23 protein-coding genes are annotated in these 22,984 nt (G+C 50.4%); 9 read left to right on the forward strand and 14 right to left on the reverse strand.

Annotation, left to right across the window (positions count from 1 at the left end):
- Positions 1 to 256 precede the first annotated feature (256 nt).
- Positions 257 to 355 carry a 50S ribosomal protein bL37 gene (locus ACN0YN_RS26660; RefSeq protein ID WP_002645378.1) on the forward strand — a complete coding sequence of 33 codons (99 nt, stop codon included), beginning with the start codon at positions 257 to 259 and terminating at the stop codon, positions 353 to 355.
- A 178-nt stretch (positions 356 to 533) separates the two neighbouring features.
- Here ACN0YN_RS26660 and ACN0YN_RS26665 read toward each other — a convergent pair whose 3' ends face one another.
- From ACN0YN_RS26665 to ACN0YN_RS26720, 12 genes are all read right to left on the reverse strand, one after another.
- A complete protein-coding gene (locus tag ACN0YN_RS26665; protein ID WP_417388011.1) occupies positions 534 to 1,178 on the reverse strand; it encodes an RNA polymerase sigma factor in 645 nt (214 codons plus the stop codon).
- Between the two features lie 30 nt (positions 1,179 to 1,208).
- Positions 1,209 to 2,168 (reverse strand): hypothetical protein, encoded by a 960-nt coding sequence (locus ACN0YN_RS26670; protein ID WP_417388012.1) that lies wholly within the window; start codon positions 2,166 to 2,168, stop codon positions 1,209 to 1,211.
- Entirely contained in the window at positions 2,165 to 4,189 is a 2,025-nt protein-coding gene (locus ACN0YN_RS26675) for a serine/threonine protein kinase (protein ID WP_417388013.1), read from the reverse strand. Before ACN0YN_RS26675 ends, ACN0YN_RS26670 begins: the two co-directional genes overlap by 4 nt.
- Before the next feature lie 109 nt (positions 4,190 to 4,298).
- Positions 4,299 to 4,523 (reverse strand): PLDc N-terminal domain-containing protein, encoded by a 225-nt coding sequence (locus ACN0YN_RS26680; RefSeq protein ID WP_417388014.1) that lies wholly within the window; start codon positions 4,521 to 4,523, stop codon positions 4,299 to 4,301.
- A 105-nt stretch (positions 4,524 to 4,628) separates the two neighbouring features.
- Entirely contained in the window at positions 4,629 to 4,853 is a 225-nt protein-coding gene (locus ACN0YN_RS26685; protein ID WP_417388015.1) for a PLDc N-terminal domain-containing protein, read from the reverse strand.
- Between the two features lie 53 nt (positions 4,854 to 4,906).
- The gene (locus ACN0YN_RS26690) at positions 4,907 to 5,569 is read right to left on the reverse strand and encodes a hypothetical protein (RefSeq protein WP_417388016.1); all 663 of its coding nucleotides are present in this window, start codon (positions 5,567 to 5,569) and stop codon (positions 4,907 to 4,909) included.
- 223 nt (positions 5,570 to 5,792) lie between these two features.
- The gene (locus ACN0YN_RS26695) at positions 5,793 to 6,590 is read right to left on the reverse strand and encodes a hypothetical protein (RefSeq protein WP_417388017.1); all 798 of its coding nucleotides are present in this window, start codon (positions 6,588 to 6,590) and stop codon (positions 5,793 to 5,795) included.
- A gap of 212 nt (positions 6,591 to 6,802) precedes the next feature.
- Complete coding sequence (locus tag ACN0YN_RS26700; protein WP_417388018.1) at positions 6,803 to 7,885, reverse strand: dipeptidase; 1,083 nt, start codon at positions 7,883 to 7,885, stop codon at positions 6,803 to 6,805.
- A 72-nt stretch (positions 7,886 to 7,957) separates the two neighbouring features.
- Complete coding sequence (locus tag ACN0YN_RS26705; protein ID WP_417388019.1) at positions 7,958 to 8,446, reverse strand: DUF423 domain-containing protein; 489 nt, start codon at positions 8,444 to 8,446, stop codon at positions 7,958 to 7,960.
- Between the two features lie 51 nt (positions 8,447 to 8,497).
- A complete protein-coding gene (locus ACN0YN_RS26710; protein ID WP_417388020.1) occupies positions 8,498 to 9,079 on the reverse strand; it encodes a DJ-1/PfpI family protein in 582 nt (193 codons plus the stop codon).
- A gap of 24 nt (positions 9,080 to 9,103) precedes the next feature.
- Positions 9,104 to 9,982: a sulfite exporter TauE/SafE family protein gene (locus ACN0YN_RS26715; RefSeq protein WP_417388021.1), complete on the reverse strand. Its 879-nt coding sequence runs from the start codon at positions 9,980 to 9,982 to the stop codon at positions 9,104 to 9,106.
- 12 nt (positions 9,983 to 9,994) lie between these two features.
- Positions 9,995 to 10,141, reverse strand: a complete 147-nt coding sequence (locus ACN0YN_RS26720; RefSeq protein WP_417388022.1) for a hypothetical protein — start codon at positions 10,139 to 10,141, stop codon at positions 9,995 to 9,997.
- Positions 10,142 to 10,325: 184 nt separating this feature from the next.
- Between ACN0YN_RS26720 and dprA the strand changes: the two genes are divergently transcribed.
- From dprA to ACN0YN_RS26740, 4 genes are all read left to right on the forward strand, one after another.
- Entirely contained in the window at positions 10,326 to 11,456 is a 1,131-nt protein-coding gene (dprA, locus tag ACN0YN_RS26725) for a DNA-processing protein DprA (RefSeq protein WP_417388023.1), read from the forward strand.
- A 41-nt stretch (positions 11,457 to 11,497) separates the two neighbouring features.
- Positions 11,498 to 12,175 carry a class I SAM-dependent methyltransferase gene (locus tag ACN0YN_RS26730; protein WP_417388024.1) on the forward strand — a complete coding sequence of 226 codons (678 nt, stop codon included), beginning with the start codon at positions 11,498 to 11,500 and terminating at the stop codon, positions 12,173 to 12,175.
- A gap of 5 nt (positions 12,176 to 12,180) precedes the next feature.
- Positions 12,181 to 13,005, forward strand: a complete 825-nt coding sequence (locus ACN0YN_RS26735) for a ferritin-like domain-containing protein (protein WP_417388025.1) — start codon at positions 12,181 to 12,183, stop codon at positions 13,003 to 13,005.
- Positions 13,006 to 13,203: 198 nt separating this feature from the next.
- On the forward strand, positions 13,204 to 13,752 hold the full coding sequence (locus ACN0YN_RS26740) for a hypothetical protein (RefSeq protein ID WP_417388026.1): 549 nt from the start codon (positions 13,204 to 13,206) through the stop codon (positions 13,750 to 13,752).
- A gap of 7 nt (positions 13,753 to 13,759) precedes the next feature.
- Here the strand turns inward: ACN0YN_RS26740 and ACN0YN_RS26745 are convergent, their stop codons facing one another.
- Complete coding sequence (locus tag ACN0YN_RS26745; RefSeq protein WP_417388027.1) at positions 13,760 to 15,277, reverse strand: sulfatase; 1,518 nt, start codon at positions 15,275 to 15,277, stop codon at positions 13,760 to 13,762.
- A gap of 50 nt (positions 15,278 to 15,327) precedes the next feature.
- The gene (locus ACN0YN_RS26750; protein WP_417388028.1) at positions 15,328 to 18,462 is read right to left on the reverse strand and encodes a PVC-type heme-binding CxxCH protein; all 3,135 of its coding nucleotides are present in this window, start codon (positions 18,460 to 18,462) and stop codon (positions 15,328 to 15,330) included.
- A gap of 426 nt (positions 18,463 to 18,888) precedes the next feature.
- On the opposite strand from ACN0YN_RS26750, the gene ACN0YN_RS26755 reads away from it, so the two are divergent.
- The 4 genes from ACN0YN_RS26755 to ACN0YN_RS26770 all read left to right on the forward strand — a co-directional run bounded on the left by ACN0YN_RS26755 (position 18,889) and on the right by ACN0YN_RS26770 (position 22,689).
- A complete protein-coding gene (locus ACN0YN_RS26755; RefSeq protein ID WP_417388029.1) occupies positions 18,889 to 19,272 on the forward strand; it encodes a LexA family protein in 384 nt (127 codons plus the stop codon).
- 55 nt (positions 19,273 to 19,327) lie between these two features.
- Entirely contained in the window at positions 19,328 to 20,008 is a 681-nt protein-coding gene (locus tag ACN0YN_RS26760; protein WP_417388030.1) for a hypothetical protein, read from the forward strand.
- A 59-nt stretch (positions 20,009 to 20,067) separates the two neighbouring features.
- A complete protein-coding gene (locus tag ACN0YN_RS26765; protein WP_417388031.1) occupies positions 20,068 to 21,165 on the forward strand; it encodes a hypothetical protein in 1,098 nt (365 codons plus the stop codon).
- Positions 21,166 to 21,315: 150 nt separating this feature from the next.
- On the forward strand, positions 21,316 to 22,689 hold the full coding sequence (locus tag ACN0YN_RS26770) for a Gfo/Idh/MocA family protein (RefSeq protein ID WP_417388032.1): 1,374 nt from the start codon (positions 21,316 to 21,318) through the stop codon (positions 22,687 to 22,689).
- Positions 22,690 to 22,984 lie beyond the last annotated feature (295 nt).

The following is a 22,984-nucleotide window of genomic DNA, read 5'->3' on the forward strand; positions in this document are numbered from 1 at the left end:
AGTTGATCTGATCCATGCTACCCCGAAACAGAACAACAGTCCACATACCGGAGCCCTCTCAAAATGTTTTTAGGATTAAAAACAGCCACAAAAGTCGAGGAAAACATGCGAGTCATAGTGTTTTTTTGACTGATTGGCTTTTTTTCAGGAGAAGCTTCGACTAGAATACTCGACCCGAAACCGATACTTTCTGTAGACCTCATCAGTCAACGTGTGGTCTCGATAACAATATCTGAAGACCATAAAGGATAATGTCATGGCTAAAACACAGCGTAAACTGAAAAAAGCAAATCACGGTCGCCGTCCTGCCAGTGCTAAAGCACGTAAGGCAAAACGCAAGCACATCAAATTCTAATCTGATGTTGCAGCGGACCTGAGAATAATAAAACCTCGTCCTGTGATGATCAGGCGAGGTTTTTTGCTGCGCGGTTTGATATTCGTCTAGAGCGAATCACATTTAACGATAACGTCTGTCAATCTAATATACTCGGTCCAAATGGACCTGGAGACGCTACAGTAAAACTGGACACAGTCTAGTTCAACCCCAGCCCGGTCAGATCCGCGTCATGTATCTGTGCGGTTTTGATTGCGTCTTTCAGTTTGCCCACCACAAAATGCTTGTGATTGGCAACGGCCTGCTCTGTGATCTGCAGTTGCAGCGCCACCTCTTTATTTGCTTTCCCTGAAACAAACAGCTGCTCAATACACTGCAGCCGTTCAAACTCGCCATTCCTGATCCAGGCATCAATCAGCGTCTGCAGACTCGCGCAGATCACCTGCTCTTCTTTCGATTTGCGTTCCTTACTGCGCGCCAGACTGGAAGCGACGCGCGTGCGTCCCGCAGGCTCACGATGATTTCCGCGCGTGTCGTTTTCCTCAGGAAACAGAGGGATCGTGGGACGTCGTCCCTGCTTACGCAGTAAATCTGTCAGTTTATGCGAGGCGATGGCAAACAGAAACGATTCTAAAGGAGTCCCGGGATCGTAGTTGGGCAGGCTGATCAGAAAGCCTAGAAATGTTTCCTGAACGACATCTTCACTACTCGACAGATTCCGTAAGCGGCTGTTAACAAATGCCAGCAGACGGCCTTCATATCTGGCGATCAGTTCTGACCAGGCTTCCGCATCACCGGCTTTGATTTGTGAGACCAGCAGCTGGTCGGCTTCGTCGATCGGCATAAGTCCATCACAGACTGGTTAGTACAGAAATTAGTGAGATGAATGGATTGTATCCTGACTCGAGTCAGTTCTCAAATAAATGGCGGCTCCGATGCACATCAGGGTGATCAGACCAAATGCACCACCTACCCAGAAACTGCGTTCGTTCCCAATTTTCTGCTTCCAGCGGGCGAGTAACTGATGCCTTACGCCAGGAGTATTTTCAATTTCAACATACGCCCTGAACATATCGTGCTTTAAAGATTCGCCTGATTTCAACACATCACCAAAATCATGCTCTACCATCTGAAAATAAGGGCGGCGGTAGGCGGTATGCCTGAACAATTCCAAGTCCAGTTCTCTCAGGTTATTTTTCAACCAGGGTTCTCGCATCATCAGATCGGCCTGCATCTGCTGTGTTGCTTTTGCCAAAGCATCCTGGAGTGCTTCGTCTCGCGTCGCAAACAGTCCGGATTGAAATACCGGACGGCTGTTGTTAATCAGACTGTTTTTCTGCAGCACCGCTGTTTTTACGCCCTCTTTTACCCAGTCCGGCAACTCTGTACTCACTGATTTGGCTGGTTTTGGCGAAGCGTTACCGATTTCAACCTTATTCACAATTCGAGAAGGATGAGGATCACCGGGTTTGGGTGCCACCAGTGGCTGATTCTCGGAATGATGTTTCTGTAACGCGTCACCTGGGATTTCTGTGACACCTTCATTCGTTTCCGGAACAGCGTGAGAAGCAAGTCTGGTATCTTGCCGTATCGCTTCGAGCTCTGAATCTAGAACTGCACTCTGCTGAACCAGGGTTGCTGACCTGGATTCGGTACGAACGTAAAACAGGCCAAGAAATATAAAAAGTAAAAGTCCTGCCATTGCCAGTCCTGCGAGCATAAACAGCAGTGAACCTCGATTCCGGGACACGTAGTGAAACACTAACGCAAAGATCAGAATGACAACGGGCACAACCACCGTTAAAATTAACATTTCAAGAATACCAATCATCATTGTGCGCCCCCTTTCATTTCAATAAAGCGTTGTTCGGGAGGAATCCAGCTGGCAGAGAGCTGCACAACACTCGAGATAATGGCGGCCCAGCACAAAGCCGGGACCATCGGAAACGCCCAGATGGCAGTAATGATATAAGCAGTAAAGACGGTGATCAGCACGGACAAGACCCGGAATTTTCTTGGACGAAATGAATCCGCGTGCCACCACCAGCGACGGAAACAGAACAGGATACCGAAGAAAATCATATAGCTGAACAGACTGGGTTGCCCATTCACCAGCACCAGTGAATTCGGGCCGACGGCATCGAACAGCGGTCTTAACCCGAGGTAATCATTGCGTGCTGAACCAATTGTGGTCATCAGGACTTCTGCCTGCAGCAGGTAGATAATTGCACCCACAATCACTCCGGTTATCAGCCAGAGGATGCGGCGGGTACTCTGATCATAGGGTTTACCTTCGGTCAGTTTCGCGACGGCTAAAACACTCCAGGCAGCAACAAGCGTCCCGCAGGTTAACAGACAGAACGGCGCGAAATTATTTCCCCGCATGACGCCTCTGGAAATTTCGCCCATCGCTCCCTGAAAAAAAGACCCATCGGTAAAACAGACCAGTCCAATCACGATTACCAGCGTACAGAATACGGCCTTGATCATTGAAACCGAGAGATTAAACAGCCGTGTCCGATTCGAAATCGTGCGGGGAGTACGCGGGGTTAAAGCGCGTGGGTAATACGGTTTCTGTCGTTTCTGGCTATACGTCTGCTGACGCGGTGCGTCTGACTTTTTTCGTTCTTCTTCCCGGAGGATGCGTGTCTTCTCGAGATTGGTTTCGCGATCAGCGGTCTGGGTCTCATATCGCTTTTGTTTTTTATCCCACAAATTGCTGATGGGAGGCGGCCCCTTCACAATCGCTGCCATTCCTCTGGTAAAAAACCGTCGCCCGAACACACACGACATGACAACGGCTCCACTGAAAAGCATCACGAAAGGGAGAGAAAGAATAAAATGTGAAAAACCGGCCCCCAGACTGACCAGTGTGGCTCCCGTCAGCCCGATAAGTATAAATGTCAGGATGATTGCCGGTCCTAATAGCTTCGTATACTCCCAGGAGCTCTGAGTGTTCGCGACGCGCGAGGTCTGCCTCAACCCGTCCGAATGTTGCATCGGGGCATCAACAGCCGCAAATGTTTCAAATGCAGCATCGGGAATTTCCGTCACTGTCTCGCGTTGAAACAGAGCACGCTCAAATTCCTGCTTAAATGTTTTGATATCCCCGATTCGCTTCTGAGGATCTTTTTCCAGAGCACGTCCCACGACTGCCCGCAGATGTACTGGCAGGCGATTGAGATCCGGCTTTTCTGACAGATGTTTCATCAGAATTTCCGCCGTCGATTCCCCATCGAAAGGAACGACGCCAGTGATCATTTCGTAAACCATCACTCCTACCGCATACACGTCCACTTCTTTCCCGTAGCGACCGCGCGCGACCTCAGGCGCCATGTAATAGACGGTCCCGACACTTTGAGTATTAGCACTCCGTCGGCTGTGCGTGATAAATTTGGATAAGCCGACATCGCCAATTTTGATCGTCTCTCCATCGCGGAAGACATTCGACGGTTTCAGATCCCGATGCACCAGTCCCCGACTGTGTAGATACGATAGTCCTTCTGAGATGCCTGACAGCCAGTAACGGACCTGTTCCATCGGCATGCCCTGTGGATACTGATGCAACGCTTTATCCAGTCCCTGACCGGATACATATTCCATCACTACCCAGTGATCGCCGTCCCGGTCTGTTTTGACATCGAAAATCGTCACCAGGTTGGGATGCTTCAGATTCAGACACTGAGTCACGCCTCGCAACTCAACATCCATATTCTGCTGCAGCAGTTTTAATGCGACTTCCTTACCGGAATCACTCAGCGCGTAATACACCTCCCCAAATCCGCCCCGGTCGATGGCGCGCTTGATCGTAAAGCCTGCTAAAGGTTTCGATTCTGGTGCAAAGGTGAATTTCATTTTTCGTTCCATCCGTTAAACAACATGGCAGTTGTACGGTATACGATTTAACTCTCAACTATTTTTAATAACGTTCTTAAGGTATTGGTGGATCAAATATTTACGCGGATTACTGCCCCGTTTGCTTAATTCGCTCCGGACGACGTATGAAATAGTAAAGCAGTGCCCCAATTCCGTTTAATAACACAATTACCAATACCCAGATGATTTTATCGTTTCCGGTTGATGGTTCATATTTGACACAGTCAATGAGCATCCAGATCCAGAATACGAAAAACAGCAGACTCAAAACCATGGAAATTAAAGCAAACAGTAAACCAAAGATTGACATCATAATTCCAATTTCCATCATGGCACAGTTTCATTTGCGCGAGTAAATATCTGTTTAGATTGAGCAACAACCTCCAGGCATTGCTCAGACCAGCGTTAACAATAAGTTTTATTGCCCCGTTTGATTAATTCGCTCCGGGCGACGTATGAAGTAATAAAGTAAAGATCCGAAAATCCCGAGAAAAACCATTAAAAGTATCCAGATCACTTTCTCATTACCCGTTGAGGGTTCGTATTTCAGACAATCAACCAGCATCCAGACCCACATCACAAACTGTAAGATCACGAGCGCAATGACTGATAGAACCAGCAGCCCGATTATGATTGAATCCATGTATTCACTTTCTAAACGACATAAAATGATTCGCGCGAGCAAAACCCCACTTGTTAACTGACGACCTCCCAGCGAAAACGCAGATCAGGACCAGTTACCAGAGAACCCGGGGTTAAAACGGTCCCCTCGGAAACGGCCTCCTGATTCACATCGATGTTCAATCGCGAACGACACAAAACCTGATCTCCCTGGCGATACAGAATCACAGTTCCCGGCCAGTCAGCGCAGACAACATGATTTTCACTGGTCGCTCCCAGCAGACAGGTTTCCGCCATCAGCACAACGCCATCCAGTCGCTGCTGAGGCTGATGATGGCTCGTGAATTCGAGACAGGCGGATGCGCTTAACGCGGTCGGCTGTCGAAATGTGAGGACTGTATCTGTATTCAGTCTAAGCGCCGCCTGATCCGTGAGCAAGACACGATCATTGACAGCACGCTGATTACAGAAAACAGGAGCCAGCGCTTCCAGAAAATAATTCTCTCCGGAGCGGATAATCGACGCATGATGTCGCGACAGGTTCGCCAGTAATGACAGATCAGCCCAGTCAGATGCGAGACCGCCTGTCATTCCCGTTTCCCCCGGACCTCCAATTCTCAATGTCTCTGGTAAATAGACCAGATACGTACCAACTCCATCAATCCATAACAGATAGCTCAGGCCAGCCGAAGATTTTGCTGGATGATCCTGCCTGGATGAAGAAGTGAAGAAGCCCAAGGTAATGCTCCTGAATTCAGGAAGAGAGAGGCACGATTTTGAAACGATACAGACTCAATTTTAACGAATGATTTCAGTAAGTGGTCATTTAGAACATTATTTTCGGATGGGATCAATCAGATTTTCATCCGCAGACACAACAGGCACGGGGCAGGCGGCTCTACTCCAATCCAAGAACCACCTGCCACCACTCGCGCCAATGTTGCATATTCCCATCTGCTATTTACTGAACGGCAACATGATCGCCAGACCGGGTTTTGAAGTATTCATCCATCTGCTTGACGACATCCCGCTTTTCTTCCACTTTGGTATCGACGGGAATCAGTCCTGTGAATTTTCCTTCTGCATCCAGCATCTTTTCTTTCACATCCAGCTGCTTGTTCAAGTCTTTAATCAGGCTCTTGGCTCGTGTCAGCTGGGAATTATCAATCTCCAGGTTACTGACTGTTTCAGCCGCCTGTACCGATTTCAGACGTGCTTCCAGCTGTTCGATCTGAACTTCCATGTCCATCTTGGCAGACAGCATGTTTTCCAGCTTTTCGCGATTGGCATCCAGAGCCTTCTGGCGAGCCTTTAGAATCTGTTCGTTCCGCTTCAGAGTATCGGTCGCGACTTTATAACGATCAAAACGCTGTGCCAGATCGCTGCGAATGTCGTCTTTACTGTAGGTCCGACTTGCATACACAAACTGGGTCTCGTTTGACTCCAGATCGGATCGTAGTGTGAACATCGCTTCTTTCTGCTGTTTCATGGCGAGTTCTGCTTCATGAATTTCACTCTGCAGCGTTTCGACATCCACCTGCTGCTCTGCGATCACATGCATGCACCGACGAATGTCGGGCACCAGGTCCTCTACCATCTTACGCGCCCGGTCGACTTCGAAATCAACGGGTACTTCCGATTTGACCGCCTGTCGGACTGAACTGCCGGCAGTTTTCACATAACTCAATACATCGCGGCCAAACACGAAGGTCCCCAGCGTGGCCAGCACTGCAGCACCTATCACAAACTTTTTACACATGAAAATCATTGTCCTGACTCCCTCGTACAACAACAAATGTTCGATTCGGAACCGTAGGCCAAACCGATCGGCCACGTCACAGGGAGTTATTCGCCGCTCACATCAGGTTCTTGAAAGATTTTCAAAAAGATTCGTCGAAAAACAAAAAACGCCGTATCCCATTGATTAACAACAGGATACAGCGTTCGAATTTCCGTCGGTCTGAATCAGTTTCAGCCCTGGGGTAATGCCTTGAGGAAGAAATCGACAAAGTTCTGTGACATGATCCCTTTGATGTCTTCAGGGCTGTAACCCCGCTTTTCGAGGATGCCGGCGTACATCTCCAGATCAGCAATCGTATCCAGATCATGGGGAGTCTGCTCTTTTCCGAAACCACCGTCCAGGTCCGTCCCCAGTCCACAATGCTTTGCATTGCCTGCCAGCTGGCAGATGTGATCAGTATGATTTGCAATATCTTCGACGGAAGTCGTCTTGGGATCGGAAACGCCAATCGTCCAGCCCGGTTTGATCATCCAGTTATCAAAGGCACATCCAATCACGGCCCCTCGTTCGATCAATGCTTTAATCTGCTCGTCTGTCAGCTGGCGGTCCGCATTCACCAGAGACCGACAGTTGTGATGGCTCGCGAGAACCGGACCTTCATAGATTTCGAGCGCCTCCCAGAATGACTGATCGGCAAGGTGCGTCACGTCAAGCAGCATTCCCACGCGGTCCATCTCTTTCAGTAATGCGGGACCCTGTTCTTTGAGTCCCCCTTCACTGCCTGTTCCAAAACAGTAGGGACCGGGGCCATAATGCGCAGGTCCTAAGATTCGCAGACCCGCAGCAAACCAGTCCCCGATCTGCTCCGGAGAGAGAATGGGAGGCGCCCCTTCCATACTGAGAATGAAACCGATCGGAATCGTACTTCCTTCTTCACGGGCAGCCGTTTCATTGGCTTCCCATTCAGCGACATGGCTGGCCAGTGTCTTGCTGTCGGGGATCTCTCTTAAAACGCCTTTTGCCACCATCGCCCGGTAATAAGCCAGTTGCCCCATGGCCACACCATAGGCGGCTTCTCTCGATTGATAATGCGTCAGTGCCGCATCTTTGCGATGCAATCGTGGCAGCAGCGTGGAAATCGTCATGCCCACGCCCCCTTTACGCAGGGCATGCCAGGAGACGGTCGCTTCGCCGGGGATAATATTTTCGAACTGCCGCTCGAACTTGCGTATGTCGCTGACGGGTAATTCCAGGTCCCGGTTCCATTCACAGGCATTCCAGGCCATATCAAGGTGTGCGTCAAAAATCAGCATAAGATTCTCAATTCAAAAAAGTAGGTGGGAATGATCCTGGTCGATCATTTCAAATCATGATGGTCCTGTAAATCAGGCATCAGTCGAGGCAGGAGTTTCGGGACCAGTTACTACAGTTGAATTTCCTCCACAGGAACAGATTCCCGCAGCAAAGGAAAACCAGCCTGCAATAAGCAGTGTCCCTCCAATCGGCGCAATGGCTCCCCAGAAAGTCTGACCACTGAGAGTCAAAACGTAAAGACTGCCGGAGAAAAAAATGATCCCCAGCAGGAAACACCAGCCGGCAATATTCAACAGTTTTTTCTTCTGGGAAGTCAGCCCGGCAAATCCGACCAGCAGCAAAGCAATGGAATGATACATCTGGTACTGCGCACCCGTTTTGAAATCGTTCAGATATTTCTGAGCTGCAGGAACTTCTACGCCGGTCACTGTTTTCACCTGACCGTCATACTTTTCAGCAAAATAGCCATCGATGCCATGAGCGGCAAAGGCCCCTAAAATGACGGCCAGTCCACCCAGGGCTGCACCAATGGTTGACCAGTTAATTGAACAACACGACATCCGCGTCTCTCCCCGATTAAAAGTGACACCGATACTTCAGTATCACGAATATTACAACTCGATTTTTGTTCCCAACACTTCCAGAAACGCCGCCAGCCACTGCGGATGGGCTGGCCAGGCAGGCGCGGAAACCAGATTCCCATCCACGTGAACGCCATCAATGGGAGTTTCGACAAAGGTACCACCGGAAAGAGTCACCTCAGGAGCACAGGCCGGGTAAGCCGTACAGCTTTTCTCATTCAAAACACCGGCTGCCGCCAGTAACTGCAATCCATGACAGATGGCCGCGATCGGTTTGTTTGCCGATGCAAACTGACGTGTGATCTCGAGCACACGTTCATTCAGACGAATGTATTCGGGAGCCCGTCCGCCGGGAATGAGCAAAGCAGTATAGTCGTCTGCATTCACCTCAGAAAACGTGGCATTCAACGTGAAGTTGTGCCCCCGTTTTTCAGAATAAGTCTGATCCCCTTCGAAGTCATGAATCGAAGTGCGAATAATCTCGCCCGCTTTTTTATCGGGACAAACCACATCAACCTGGTATCCCACCATCGTCAATGCCTGGAACGGGACCATGATTTCGTAGTCCTCGACATAATCGCCTGTTAAAAACAGGATGGATTTCTTTGCCATTATCTCATCTCCTCTGTTGCTGATTTAACCTGCCAGCAGAAACACCAGCCGCGTCCCAATCATAAGTGCCACCGAGAGTAATAACCAGCCAAACTGCCGTCTCAACTGCAAGCCTTTCAGCCGGGCATTCAAATCGGACCCCAGCCGGGCTCCTACGGTCCCTCCGACCAGCAGGGCAATCACAATCATGATATTAATGTTGCCATGCCAGGCATGGGCAATCGTGGATTGAAACGCCACAATCCAGACGATCACCAGACTGCAGGTAATCGCGCGGTGGGTGGAAATCCCCAGCCCAAAAATCAGCACAGGGAATAACAGGATACCTCCGCTGATTCCCAGTAAACCGGAAACCAGTCCCAATCCCAGTCCAAACCAGGCGATCACCGGAATCGACAGGGGGCCCTCAACCAGAGAAGGAAACCGGGCCACTGGTGGAATCTGAAACCGATCCGTAAACAGGGTGCCTTTCAACTCAGAATCTTCGCGGCGGGCACTCCGCAGGGAGAGCACTCCCAGTCCGGTCAGCATGAGCAGATAAGCCAGCAGCACAACCAGATCCGCGACAATAATATCTCTTCCATTAAGAACCACTGAGGCGGATGATTTTGCATGTTCCAGAATGCCGGTGCCGGCAATCACGCCTAACAGCAGGCCCCCGGTGATCACCAGGGGGAAGAACAGATCCCGGACAGAGATCTTTCGTGCCAGCAGGGATGTAGTCGCAGGCCCCAGCACCTGACACGCACTCGCCCCGACCGCCAGTTCCATCGGAATTCCCAGGACAATATTCAGGATGGGAACCAGTAGAAATCCACCACCGACACCAAACATGCCCGCCAGAAAGCCGATCAGCCCTCCAGCCGTGGAAATCAGAAAAAAGTCGAACCATCCAAAACCCATTACGCCGCTGCCTCAGATCTGATAATCAGGGAAAATATAGTCGTCATCTGAGCTGTCGTTCGAGCGATCCTGCCATTGATTGAAGATCCAGTTCACAATCACGCCCCATAATACGGGAATGATAATGCAGGCAATGATAAAGAAAATCTTGTCCAGCATGTGGTTGACCTTAATGGAGTTCAGAATGGTGTGCTTCGTGTTTAGAGGCTGCAGGCGTCTGCTGTCAAGTGTGAACAGTCGCTTCCCCGGAAATGTCAGTCGATCTTAGTTGTTTTTTCATACCTTTTTTGAGAGCATGTACGTTCGTGAATCACCACACCCCATCCACGAAGGTCCTGCCAATATGGGCGAACCAAACCAGGAATCCGATCAGTCACTCCTCGAACTGATTCAGTTAAATCTAATTCGGGGTGTCGGTCCGCGGATTCGTCGAACCTTACTGGACCAGTTTGGCAGCCCGGCGCAAATTCTCAATGCCCCCCGTCAGGAATTACTGAATGTCCCGGGCATTGGAACAAAACTGGCCGACGCCATTATCTATCGCGAGGCAAAATCGACCGCAGAAGACGAACTCCGCCGCTGTCGAGAAAATGGTTACCAGATTTTATTTGAGGACTTACCAGAGTACCCGTCACTTCTAAGAGAGATGCCCGATCCGCCTTCCCTGCTGTATTGTAATGGAAACCTGTTGCCGGAAGACGAGCTGGCGGTCGCCATCGTAGGTTCCCGAAAATGTACTCACTACGGACTACAGCAGGCTGAAAAGATCGCCGCTGCATTGGCACGTGCCGGGATCACCATCGTCAGTGGCCTCGCCCGCGGGATCGATCAGGCGGCCCATACCGGCGCGCTCAAAGCAGGGGGACGTACGATAGCTGTGATGGCGACCGGGCTGGCTCACATTTATCCTCCCGAACATCGAGATCTGGCGAAGGACGTTGCCAGCCAGGGAGCCATTGTCACCGAGTTTCCCCTGGATCAGGCACCGGTTGCCGGTCTGTTTCCACAACGCAATCGGATCATCAGCGGGTTTTCCATGGGTGTGGTTTTAATCGAAGCCGGTCGCAAAAGCGGTGCCTTACATACCGCACGACACGCTTATGAACAGGGGCGCGAAGTCTTTGCTGTCCCCGGTCGCATTGATCATCCCGCCAGTGCCGGCTGCCATGATCTGATTCGCGATGGCGCCATGCTCGTCCGGGATGTCGATGATATTCTCGAAGGTCTGGGTCCAGCGAAGACACCGGTGCTGACCGCGCAGAACCGGGAAGTGCATACTCCACGCGAACTCTCGCTCAGCGAATTTGAACGCGATGTTCTGAATCTGGTCACGCTGGAACCACAGCATCTCAATGAAATCGTCCAGTCGAGCGAACTCGATTCTTCGCGGATTCTTTCCACGTTGACGATTCTGGAAATGCGTAAAGTGGTCAAACGCCTGCCGGGAGGCTTCCTGGTTCGGGCAACAGGCTGACTTCGATTCCCAAGAGCAGTCATTCTTATTAACATCACAACATGAATTCTCCATCCGAAGCAAGCGCCGCCGGTCAGGCCGTCTATTCCAAACGCATTTTGTCGATCTATGATCTGTGGGTCCTGGGTATCTCCAACTCCCTGATCTGGAAGTGTCGTACGAAATCCATCTTGAGCTGGATGAATCAGAGCCTGACCGCCAATCACCTGGATGTCGGAGTCGGCACCGGTTATTACCTGGACCACTGCTCGTTTCCGGATGCGAACATCAGACTGGGGCTGCTCGACTTGAATCCGAACAGCCTCGCAGCAGCCGCCAGTCGTGCCGGCAGATATGCTCCCGAAATTTTCCAGGCGGACATCCTGCAACCATTGCCCGATCAACCACAACGATTCGATTCGGTCAGTCTCAACTATCTCATTCATTGTCTGCCTGGCGACCTGACTTCGAAGTCCATTCTGTTTGACCATCTCAATCCATGGTTGAACACAGGAGCCACGATCTCGGGATCGACCATTCTGGCGGAAGGTGTTCCGCGCAGCCTGCCTGCCCGCAAATTAATGAACTTCTACAATCAGAAAAAGATCTTCTCTAACACAGCAGACAGTCGGGATGAGTTACAATCTCAGCTCCAGAGTCGCTATACTGACGTGGAAATGAAAGTAACAGGCTGTGTGGCCCTCTTTCGAGCCCGATACGCTCCTTCTACGACAAAATGACCAGCATGGAAATTCGCGAGTTTGCAGAACAGGTGCTCCTCAGTGATTCACTGGAAGAGAAACTGAAACCAGCCCCCCCGATTTTAACAGATAACAGCCCGGGCGAACCGCTGCGCGTCAAAGAACCGACACGACCAGCCAATCTGCAGTTCGCAGCCCCCCGCACGGCGCCCGCCATGCCCAAGCCGGCTGCCTTGTTCGAGCAGGACAAGCGGGCGCTCGCCCATCACATCATGGCGAACCATGAACTGCAGGCACTGGAAGTGATGGCTTATGTCCTGTGCGCCTTTCCCGATGCGCCACCCGAATTCCGCCAGGGAATGTGCGCCATCATGGCGGACGAACAACGTCACACCCGCATGCATAAAGAGCGGGCTGCTGTTCTGGGCCTCGAATTTGGTAGTCTGCCTGTAAACTGTTATATCTGGAAAAAGGCGCTGAGCTACGAATGCCTGCTCGATTACCTGGCCGGCCTGCCTTTGACTTTTGAAGGACGTAATCTGGATCATACAGGAGAATTCGAACAATACTTTCTGGATGCCGGTGACCAGCGCAGCGCGGCTTTGATGAAGGTCGTCTATCGCGATGAAATTCAACACGTCGCCTTTGGACTTCACTGGCTGCGTCAGTTAAAGCCCAACCATCTCTCAGACTGGGATGCCTATGAACAACACCTGCACTGGCCCATCCGCGCTGCACTTTCCGTGGGCGATACCTTCAATCGAGAGGCACGCAGAGAAGCCGGTATGACGGATGAATTCATTGATCGGCTCTACCAGGCCGCTCATACCGATGAGCCCCCCAATCACAAACCCAAAAAACTCGATTGAATTCGTGGGGAACCAGCAATGTCTCACTAGGATCGAGCCCACTGGAATAAGGTGATCTTTGTCGACTGGCACGGCGTACTCTCATACGATCCTTTCTGGATGTCCATCCTTCACAATGAGCACCACCCACTTCACATATCACTCCTGGAAGCAACCAGCAGGCTTTTCAGGGAACAAGATGATCTCGTTCGAGACTGGATGCAGGGAAAACTTAATGTCAGCCAGATCGTAGAACACCTGCGGATTGAACTGGAGCCAGAATTCCCGCGTGACTATCTGACACGGAAGTCAGTCGATGACTGCCAGCTGATGCGAATCAACGGACAATTGATTCCGCTGTTACAGGCAGCACAAGCTACACGCACTGCGATCGTACTGGCGACCGACAATATGGACTGCTTTCATGATGCCATTCAAACAGCCAGAACACCTTCAGCACCAGTGAGAGAGTCTGAATCAACTCCGTTCTATACAATATCCAGACTGTTCGACGATGTACTCTGCTCCAGCGAACAACGCATCTTAAAAAGCGAAGATCCTCAACGCTTCTTTGAAGACTGGCTCTCCTCACATGTCCTTGATTTCAGCGATGCCCTGCTGCTGGATGACCTGGAAAATAACTGCAATGCATTCCGTACGACAGGTGGCACGGCAATTCAAATCACACATGAATCACTGGAAAAGAATATGAACAAAGTATCCTCCGAAGTGGAATCCTGGCTTCGTACAGCGAATGGTCCAGCTTAATGGAAAGCTACTTCGCCGCCTTTTTCTTTCCCTGCTTTTTCCGTTTGACTTCCAGACTCGGATGCTTGGGACCGCCGCCTAAGTAAGGATGCTTTTCCAGTTCGTCCCCCTGCCCCAGTTCGCGGGGATCATGGGTGGCTACCAGTTGCTGTTGGAGTTCTTTTGCCAGTTTCGCTTTGATCATCTGGTACATCGGAGAGGCGGCAACATTCTGCAACTGATCCGGATCGTTTCGCAGATCATACAGTTCTTCCGCCGGCAGTTTGCCAAACGCAAGTTCATACAGCCGACGATGATTCGCATCCTTGTCTTTATTCTCGATCATGTAACTCTTGGTCGGACCGTTGTCACAATCTCCATACCAGGTTCCGGGAATGGCTGCGTGCTGATAGTCGGGAGTCCCTGCCGGCCAGCGATCAGGGCGGTAATTATGGATGTATAGAAAGTCATCCGTACGAATCGCCCGACATGGGTAACCTCCCATATCCGGTGCTTCCTGTGAAGGAACATGTCGTTCCTTACCGAAGATAACTTCATCTCTGTTATCAGCAATGCGGCCTGATTTGGAAGCCGTCAGAACAGGCATCAAACTGCGGCCGGTCACATCCGCGGGGATTTGCACTCCTGCTGCTTCATAATAAGTGGGCGCCAGATCGACCAGGCTGACAAAATCGGTCACCGACCGACCGGGCTTGATTTTCTCGGGCCAGCGGGCGGCGAGGGGCACTCGAGATCCTGTATCATACAGACAGCTTTTTCCACGCGGGAAAGGCATCCCATGATCGCCGGTCATGAAAATGATTGTGTTATCGAGTTCGCCTTTCTCTTCGAGTGACTTCATCGCATCACCTACGAGTTTGTCAAACCGTTGCACTTCGAAGTAGTAGTCGGCGACATCACTGCGGACAATCGGTGCATCGGGAAAACAGGCAGGCAGCTTGATTTTGGAGAGATCCATGCCACTCTGCACTCCGGTACCAGCTTCATATGGACGATGCGGATCGCTGCTTCCCAGCCAGAAACAGAAGGGTTCGCCCGGTTTCTGATGCTGGAGAAAATCCTGAAAACTCTTATAACGTTTTCCCGCCAGTTCGCGGCCGGCGGTTTCGGTGCGTCCCGGTCCCCAGGCTTTGCCTGTATAACCGACCTGATAACCGTGTTCTTTGAGTATTTCCGGATACGTTTCGAACTTATCAGGAAAGATGCAATGCAGATTCGCCCCCGCTTCAAGCTGCCAGTGATATTTACCAGTCAGAATGGCCCCACGCGAGGGGGTACAGGAGGGGGATGAAATATAAGCATTCTGAAACAGCACGCCTTCACGCGCCAGCCGATCAAAGGTCGGCGTTTTCACAACGGGATCGCCGTAAACACTGGCATGTGGCCAGCCCCAGTCATCGGCAATCGCGAACAGAATATTCGGTCGCTTCTGCTCTTCTGCAGCCTGCGTATTTGAAACAAAGCAGAGTGAAAGAATGCAGACAGACCAGGAAAGACAGCGTATTACAACAGAACCATTAAACATAGCGCACCTTTAACGGCTGGAATCACAAGGATGAGGACAATGATTCCACTTTACTTGCGGTTCTGCAGGTACGCAAGTAAATCCCGGATTTCCTGCTGTGTCAGTCGCTGCTCCAGGCCTTTAGGCATGATCGATGTCGGCGACTCTTTCATCACTTCAATCTGATCACGGGGAATCCGCACTTCGGACAGATCAGCGGTCCTCAGGTAGACCGTATCCGTCGATTCGCGACTGATGACTCCCGTATAAATACGTCCTTCATCGGTCACCACCAGGTAAGAACGATAACCCCGCGCGAAGCTGGCACTGGGGAGTGCAATCGCTTCCAGCAGGTCTGTTCCCGTACGAATGGCACCGATCTTTGTCAGGTCGGGGCCCACCTTTCCGCCCTCATTTTCAATCGCATGACAGCCTGAACAGGCCGCTTTCTTGCCAAAGAAGATTTTGCGTCCTTCTTCCAACCGTCCTTCTGTAAGCAAAGGTTTGAGTGATTCCAGATGGGCTTTCTGCTGTGCCAGATCTACGCCCAGTTTTTTTAACAACGGGGTCGCAGCCTGCTGAACCGATTCCGGATACTTCTGTAGCAGACTTGCCAGCTCGTCGGCCGACAGGTTCGTTGCTGCAGAAGAAGCATTCAGTCCAGTAATCAATGCCTGCCCCACGCCTTCATCCTTACTTTTCGCATAAGCTCTCAACAAGACCGGTAGTGCGAGGGGCCCTGGTGCGTCCAGTTGCTTCGATAACTGAATCAACTGATCGGCTGAGTGAGGCAGACCTGCTAAAGCTCTTGCAGCCGCCAGGCGATCCAGGGGTGGATGCTCTTCATTCATTCGGGACATGAGAAAATCGAACGTACTCTGATCGATGCTCTTCAAATGAGTCCCCACTGCCGATAATGCTTCGATTCGCAGAGAGGCAGGCTGTTTCGTATCTAAAGCAATCGTCGTTAATTGTGAATTGAGATCAGGCAGATCATTTGTCTGAGCAATCCGGACCACAAGAATCTGCAATTCCGGATCAGCTGACTTCAAAGTCTGCTCCAGAGCAGAGCGCCAACTGACAGGAAACTCTTTCAATGCAGAACGCTGAATCACTTCCAGCAAAATCGCCTTGGCAGACTCTGATGTTTCAACAGCGGTCAACGACTGCGCAATCAGCGACTGCACTTCGGGATCTGCTGCTTGCGCCACCAGGAAGCCTCGCAGTACGGCAGCCCGTTCCGGGCTCAGTTCTGCTTCGCTCAACCATGTTTTCAGCAATGTCAACGTTTCGCCGGCCCAGCCCTCATGCTCGCCGATTATTGTCAGGGCCTCTTTCTGCAAAGCCGGATCATCGGTATCCAGCAGAGGCGTCACCAGTTCCCGCGTCAACATGCCTGAGTTCATCTGATCCAGCGTAATCAATGCTGCACGGCGGACAGCGGGACTGGAATCATTCAATCCAGCAAGAACCAGATCCCGATGATCAATTCGAATCAAGGCATAAATCAGGGCATGCTCCAGCGTTCGATCGGGAGAGCCGGATTTGATCACACTGAATAACGTTTCCACAACCGACTGCAGCTGCTCATCCGAAACAGAATCGCGACGTCCCGCTTCGCAAATGCGTCCCAATGCGGTCGCTGTGGTACGCTGTACTGCTGGTTTGTTTTGTTTCAATAATTCAATTAACGGCTCAACAGATTGCGAACTTCTTAATGTCCCCAGCGCTTTCGCCGCTGTCATCTGCACACTCTCGGAAGAAGTGAGACCACCCTGGATCGCTGCCGCGGCTTTTCCGGTTCCAATCCGTGATAATGTCCAGACCGCATTGCGTTTACTCGTATCATCGTAAAAGGAACCACTGGGTGAATCGATCACTTTTGCCAGTTGAGGGACAGCCAGATCTCCGACACCGGCTAGTTCCTCAATAGCCTTCTGTTGCACAAAAGGACGTGTGTCATTCAACAATTGCAGCTTGCGATGAGGCGCCAGCGATTTCCAGTCCAGGGTCAACCCGTAAGGATCTTTGAGTGTGGGTGTGTCAGTTTTACGGATACGATAGATGGCACCATGGATATCGGGCTTCGAAATCTGAGACTGCGGACAGCCGATGCGGAACCAGCCGCCGGTATTGATCACCAGCAGACTACCATCCGCATCTTCGATGATATCTGTCGGGTGGAAGTCGGGATCGTCTGAGACCAGAAAGTCTTCTTCTCTGGTTTCAAATGTGGCGCCGTTACGTACCAGTTGGGAGCGAATCACTTTGTGTGTATTGAAAATCGTCGTGAAAATATTGCCTTGATATTCTGGGCCAAACTGTGAGCCGCGATAGCGCAACATTCCCGAAACAGCGACATGACCAAAACGTGTGATCGGTCCCAGTAACTCACCCGTGCGTTTAAATTCGGCAACACAGTCCTCAAAGTGAGGATAGACTCCCCCCTCCATCCAGTGAACCAGACAATCCACGCGGGGTCGTGTCATGAGAATGTTTACCGAACCGATCATTTCTCCTTCCGGCGTGAAATCGATCTCAACCGGATTGTCCATCCCGCCACCGCAGTGAACCTCGATATCGGAGCCATCGGGATTGCAGGAAAAGATGCGGGCAGCCAAACCTTTACTGGTAATTTTGCCTGACTTGTCTTTGAATTCGTGACCATGACGGCCATCGCACCAGTAGAGCCGCCCCTCAGGCCCACGAAAACACCCATGGATGCTGGCGGCGTTACCGGAGAAGCCAAACGAATCGACGATAATCTTTCTTTCATCGGCTACGCCGTCATCGTCGAGATCGGTCAGTTTCCAGATATTGGGAGGACTGGCGACATAGAGTGATCCATCATGCCAGAGTGCCCCCATCGGCAGAGTCAATTTGTCAGCAAAAACCGTACTCTGATCAAAGCGTCCGTCGCCATCGCGATCGATGAGCATACGAATCATGCTTTTAGGTTCTTTGATCAACTGCGGGGCACGCGTGTTTTCTCCTGAACTTTCTGCAATGAATAATCGTCCGCGGTCGTCAAAGCCTGCCATCATCGGATATTTCGTGAGTTCACTGCCTGTGATGCGCTCGATGCTGAAACCATCCGGAACGCGGGGCAGATCTTCTGCTGCTGTTTTCTCTGTAGAAAATAGTGCAACGAGTAACACAACGACAAAACCATTCAGGATCGATTTGTACTTCGGCAAAAGATTCACAGCGGTCACCTTTTTAATCAGGCAGGAAAGAAGTCAATGAATGACGATACCCGGGTAAGTTCTCTGGGAGGACCTGACATTGTAAACAAAGTAAAGAATGTACACAAACAGGATTCTAGAGAATTCACAAGATTCGGATGTGAATGATAGCCTGACTGAAATTCACACTTCGCATCAGATCCACTGACCGAATTTACCATGTCCAGATAGCACGGAATTTTCGTGCGTGAAAAAATTAAAAAAATCACATCTTATTCTGGCAGCAACAGGCGGCAGTGTTCGTCATTTTTCTGATTTCGTCGCGAAGTGACGGCGTCTGTCTTTTCGCCATTTTCAGGCGTGAAGTGAAAAATTCTGACTGCTTTTTTCCGACTATAATTCCCACGTAACGCACAGCACTTCACCAGTAAACAAGGGAATTAACAAATGCAGACGACAGAAATTTCGACGCGAAAAAAACTGACAGAAAAGCAACAGGCCATTTACTCATTTATCAAACAGGAAATCACCCAGCAGCGACTGTCGCCTACGGTGCGGGAAATTGCAGAGCAGTTTGGCATCCGCTCTTCCAATGGAGTGATGTGCCATCTCCGCGCGCTGGAACGGAAAGGCTGGATCAAACGCGACCACTATCTGTCACGGGGGATCACACTGGTCGCCGAACCGGTCACGCAGATGATCACACTCACACCGGGAGAAGCCGGTTGTCTGGGTGAAATTTATGTCGGCTGTGTGGGCGTGAAAGATCGCAGTGTCACGCTCGAACTGATTGCCCCCGACACAATGGGAGAAATTCGAAAAGACCTTTGAGGATTCAGGCATTAGGGAAAACTAAAATTTAAATCATGACGGGAGATTTATATAAATGAATCATAAGCCGGAATCAAAAGAGAATAACCAACTCTTGCCTTTTACTGGAAATTCAAACTCCGGGCCTGAGAGCGTAGAGTCAGCTTCAGATTTTCCAGCAGCATTAAAAAACAGTTATACCAATCTACTGACGATTGAAGACGAATACGAAGGATTGACATCAAGCGAAGCGGCGACTGATGTGCAACAATGCAATGAACTCCTGGCAGATCAGGAACAGCAGATTCAGCAACTGGTTCGTAAATTGAATCAGGAAAAATCAAAGCTGGAACGCTTGAAAGGAGATCTGGAAGAAGCCGAAGTCTGCCAGGCTATGGCTCAATCATATGAAGCGGCAATCGCAGGCTGGCGGGAAATGATCGAGGTCTTTGAATCGTACCAGCAAACCAGTCTTCGCAGCCAACAGAATTTTTCGCTGGCAGAGCAGACATGGGAAGATTTGAAACACGTTGAACAACAGGCATTGACCGAACTGGAGAACCGCACCAGCTGGGAGGTCATCCATACTCCCTATGGTTCAACAACCGTTCCGAAGCAGGAAGGCCTGTTGCCGGATGAGATCACGATTGAAGTATTGGGTGATTATCTCCCAGTCTCAATCCGAACGGAAACCGCGCGTCTCGCTTTAACTCAGTGTCAACAGGGTTCCGCCACTTTCGCAGTGAGCTGCCTCTAATCTACATCACCTGACACGTTTTGACTCATATTCACTTATTTCACAGGGAAAGTACGTCCATGCAAAACCAGTTTTCAGAAACCGATGTTAACGAAATTACCTGCCGTACCATCAGTGGCCAGCTTTTAGAATGGGGCATTGATTTCTCTTCGTCGCGTGTGGCACAACTCGCGCCCGCTCAGATTGAACAACTCCAGACCTGGATCAATGCCGGCGTAGAAGCAGACGAGACTTTTCAGGCTGAGTTTGCAGCACTTCCCGATTTCATGGAAAATGACTTATTAGAACTCAAAGGAGAACTGGCGTCTGGTTCTCGGGAAGAAATCATAGAACAGGCGATCAATGCCAGTGAAGCGGAAGTGCCGATCACTGACAACCCTTATCTGTTTGATACCACTGGCTGGCATCTGTGGCGCAAAGCCTATTGCTGCTGGCATCACGGTGAATCACTGGATTTTCTGGAAGAAGAAATCACACAGGCTCCCTGCAGTGAACAGGATACAGCGCACATTTCAGTAATGCAGAAGCTGAAAGTTTTGATTTCCGATTTCAACCAGGCAGAAACGGAATTGAAACAGCTCCGCCTCAAGCTCAAGCAGTTCCGGCAGCAAAGAAATACCAGACGCAAACAACTGATCCGATTTCTGTATCAGCTTAGTACTTCACCAGAAGAAGCAACAACGATCACGAAATCAATGGAACCTGTTTCAAGCAGTTCCTCATCGGAACAGAATGAAGCAGCGAGTACTCCCACTGAATCAAGTGAACCAATCAACGTCATTCGGATCCCTGTCACTGGTCCGGAAACGAATCGTATTGAGGTTTATCTGCAACAGACGGGGGAAGGAACCTGGCGGGCGGGGCATTTCTGGTCTGTGGAATGTATATCACAGACAGGACAGGTTTCGCGCGGCGGCACGCAACCAGGACAAAGACAAACCACATTTCCCACTGATACGGCCGCACTGTTAAATGAAACACTGCTTCTCAGTCGAAAGCTCGGTCATCTGCCTGAGATACAGACACAAATCATCGACTACCTGAATCTTCTGGAAGAATTTCCCGGGCAACTGGACCTCTGCAGTAACTGCCATCAACACTGGCTCAGTGAAGACCTGGATCTTTCCGGAAGCTGTCCAGAATGTTCCGCTGACTGATCTCCTGCAAACTTATTTCAATCAGAACAGAATTGATTCGAGACTCTCATTTTGTCTTGCCTTGTACAATGATACCTGCCATAGTTTAAGATAGTTTATAAATACAAATTTCGGCTATCACGCTATTCAATTCAGAGGCGGAGGCATCCAGTGCAAGATCAAACCCCAAAAGCAGATCAGACTCAATCTTCCATAAGTCGTAGACGATTTCTGGCCACTTCTGCATCAGCGGCTGCCGCTATTGGCTTCGGTGCCCCTGCCATCGTACGTGGCACGAATCTGAATGAAAAACTCAATATCGCCATCATTGGATCGGGGGGACGGGGAGGTAGCAATCTCCGTTCAGTCTCTTCAGAGAATATTACGGTCCTCTGTGATGTGAATGAACAGAATCTGTTTCGCGCGGCACAGAGTCATCCCAAAGCAAAACAGTTCAAAGATTTTCGCGAAGTCTACGATCACCCGGATCAGTTTGACGCCGTCGTCGTCAGCACCTGCGAACACACACATGCCTTCGCTACACTTCCTGCACTGCAGATGAAAAAACATGTCTATTGTGAAAAACCATTGACTCACAGTGTCTGGGAAGCCCGCGTGATTCGGGAAGCAGCACGAAAAGCCAACGTCGCTACGCAAATGGGAACTCAGATCCACGCCGGTGACAACTACCGTCGGGTCGTTGAACTGATTCAGTCTGGAGCGATCGGACCTGTTCAGGAAGCACACGTCTGGGTATCGCGCGCCTGGGGCTGGCACCCATCTGAAGAAGCCGCCCGCGCCGCCAAGGATCTTGTTTACTCAGAAAAAAGGCCAACTCATTCTGATGAAATTCCGAAAGGACTCGACTGGGATCTCTGGTTAGGTCCGGCTCCGGAACGTCCCTTTAATAATATTTATTTCCCGGGGCCCAAATGGTACCGCTGGTGGGACTTTGGCAATGGCACCATGTCGGATCTGGGCAGCCACTGGATCGACCTCCCATTCTGGGCGCTGAATTTGGATTACCCGCTCACTATTGAAGCTGAAGGCCCACCGATCCAGAAAGAAATCGCACCGGCATCAATGCAGGCAATTTATGAATATGGTCAGCGGGGTGATATGCCCCCCGTAAAAGTAGGCTGGTATCAGGGAACCAATAAGCCGAAACTCTGGGAAGAAGGAAAAATTCCACAATGGGCCAACGGCGTATTATTTATCGGCGAGAAAGGCATGTTGCTGTCCGACTACAGTAAACATGTCCTGCTGCCAGAAAAAGAATTTGCAGACTTCAAACGCCCGGAACAATTCATTCCAAAATCTCTGGGCCATCATGCAGAATGGATTCATGCCTGCAAAACGGGAGCGCCGACTACCTGCAATTTCGAATACGCGGGTTTACTGACCGAAGCAAATCACCTGGGGAATGTCGCTTATCGAACCGGCAAAAAATTACACTGGGATACACAAGCCATGAAAGCCACCAATGCTCCCGAATCCGATCAGTACATTCGGCGTGAATACCGTAAAGGTTGGAAATTGATTTAATTTTTACAGTATGGTTATAGCCTGCATCATGATTTTGTAAGCGCCTCAGATTAATAAGATAATCTGAAGCCTGCCTCCGCTTTCTATACCCAATTAACATCTTGCCAGCTCAATCCAGTAACATCACATTTTTTTCCGGTAACAACTGAGGATGGACGATAACACATCCCGTCTCTGGGAGCTTCCTCTGCATCTGCAATCATTGATTCAGTCGGAACTTAGAGCGCGTCACAGATAACCGTAGCGGTAGCCACAGTGTGTAATGTAGTTCCTGCTTTCTGTGCTGGTGATCTGA

The sequence above is a fragment of the Gimesia sp. genome, from assembly GCF_048260065.1.
GTDB lineage: Bacteria > Planctomycetota > Planctomycetia > Planctomycetales > Planctomycetaceae > Gimesia.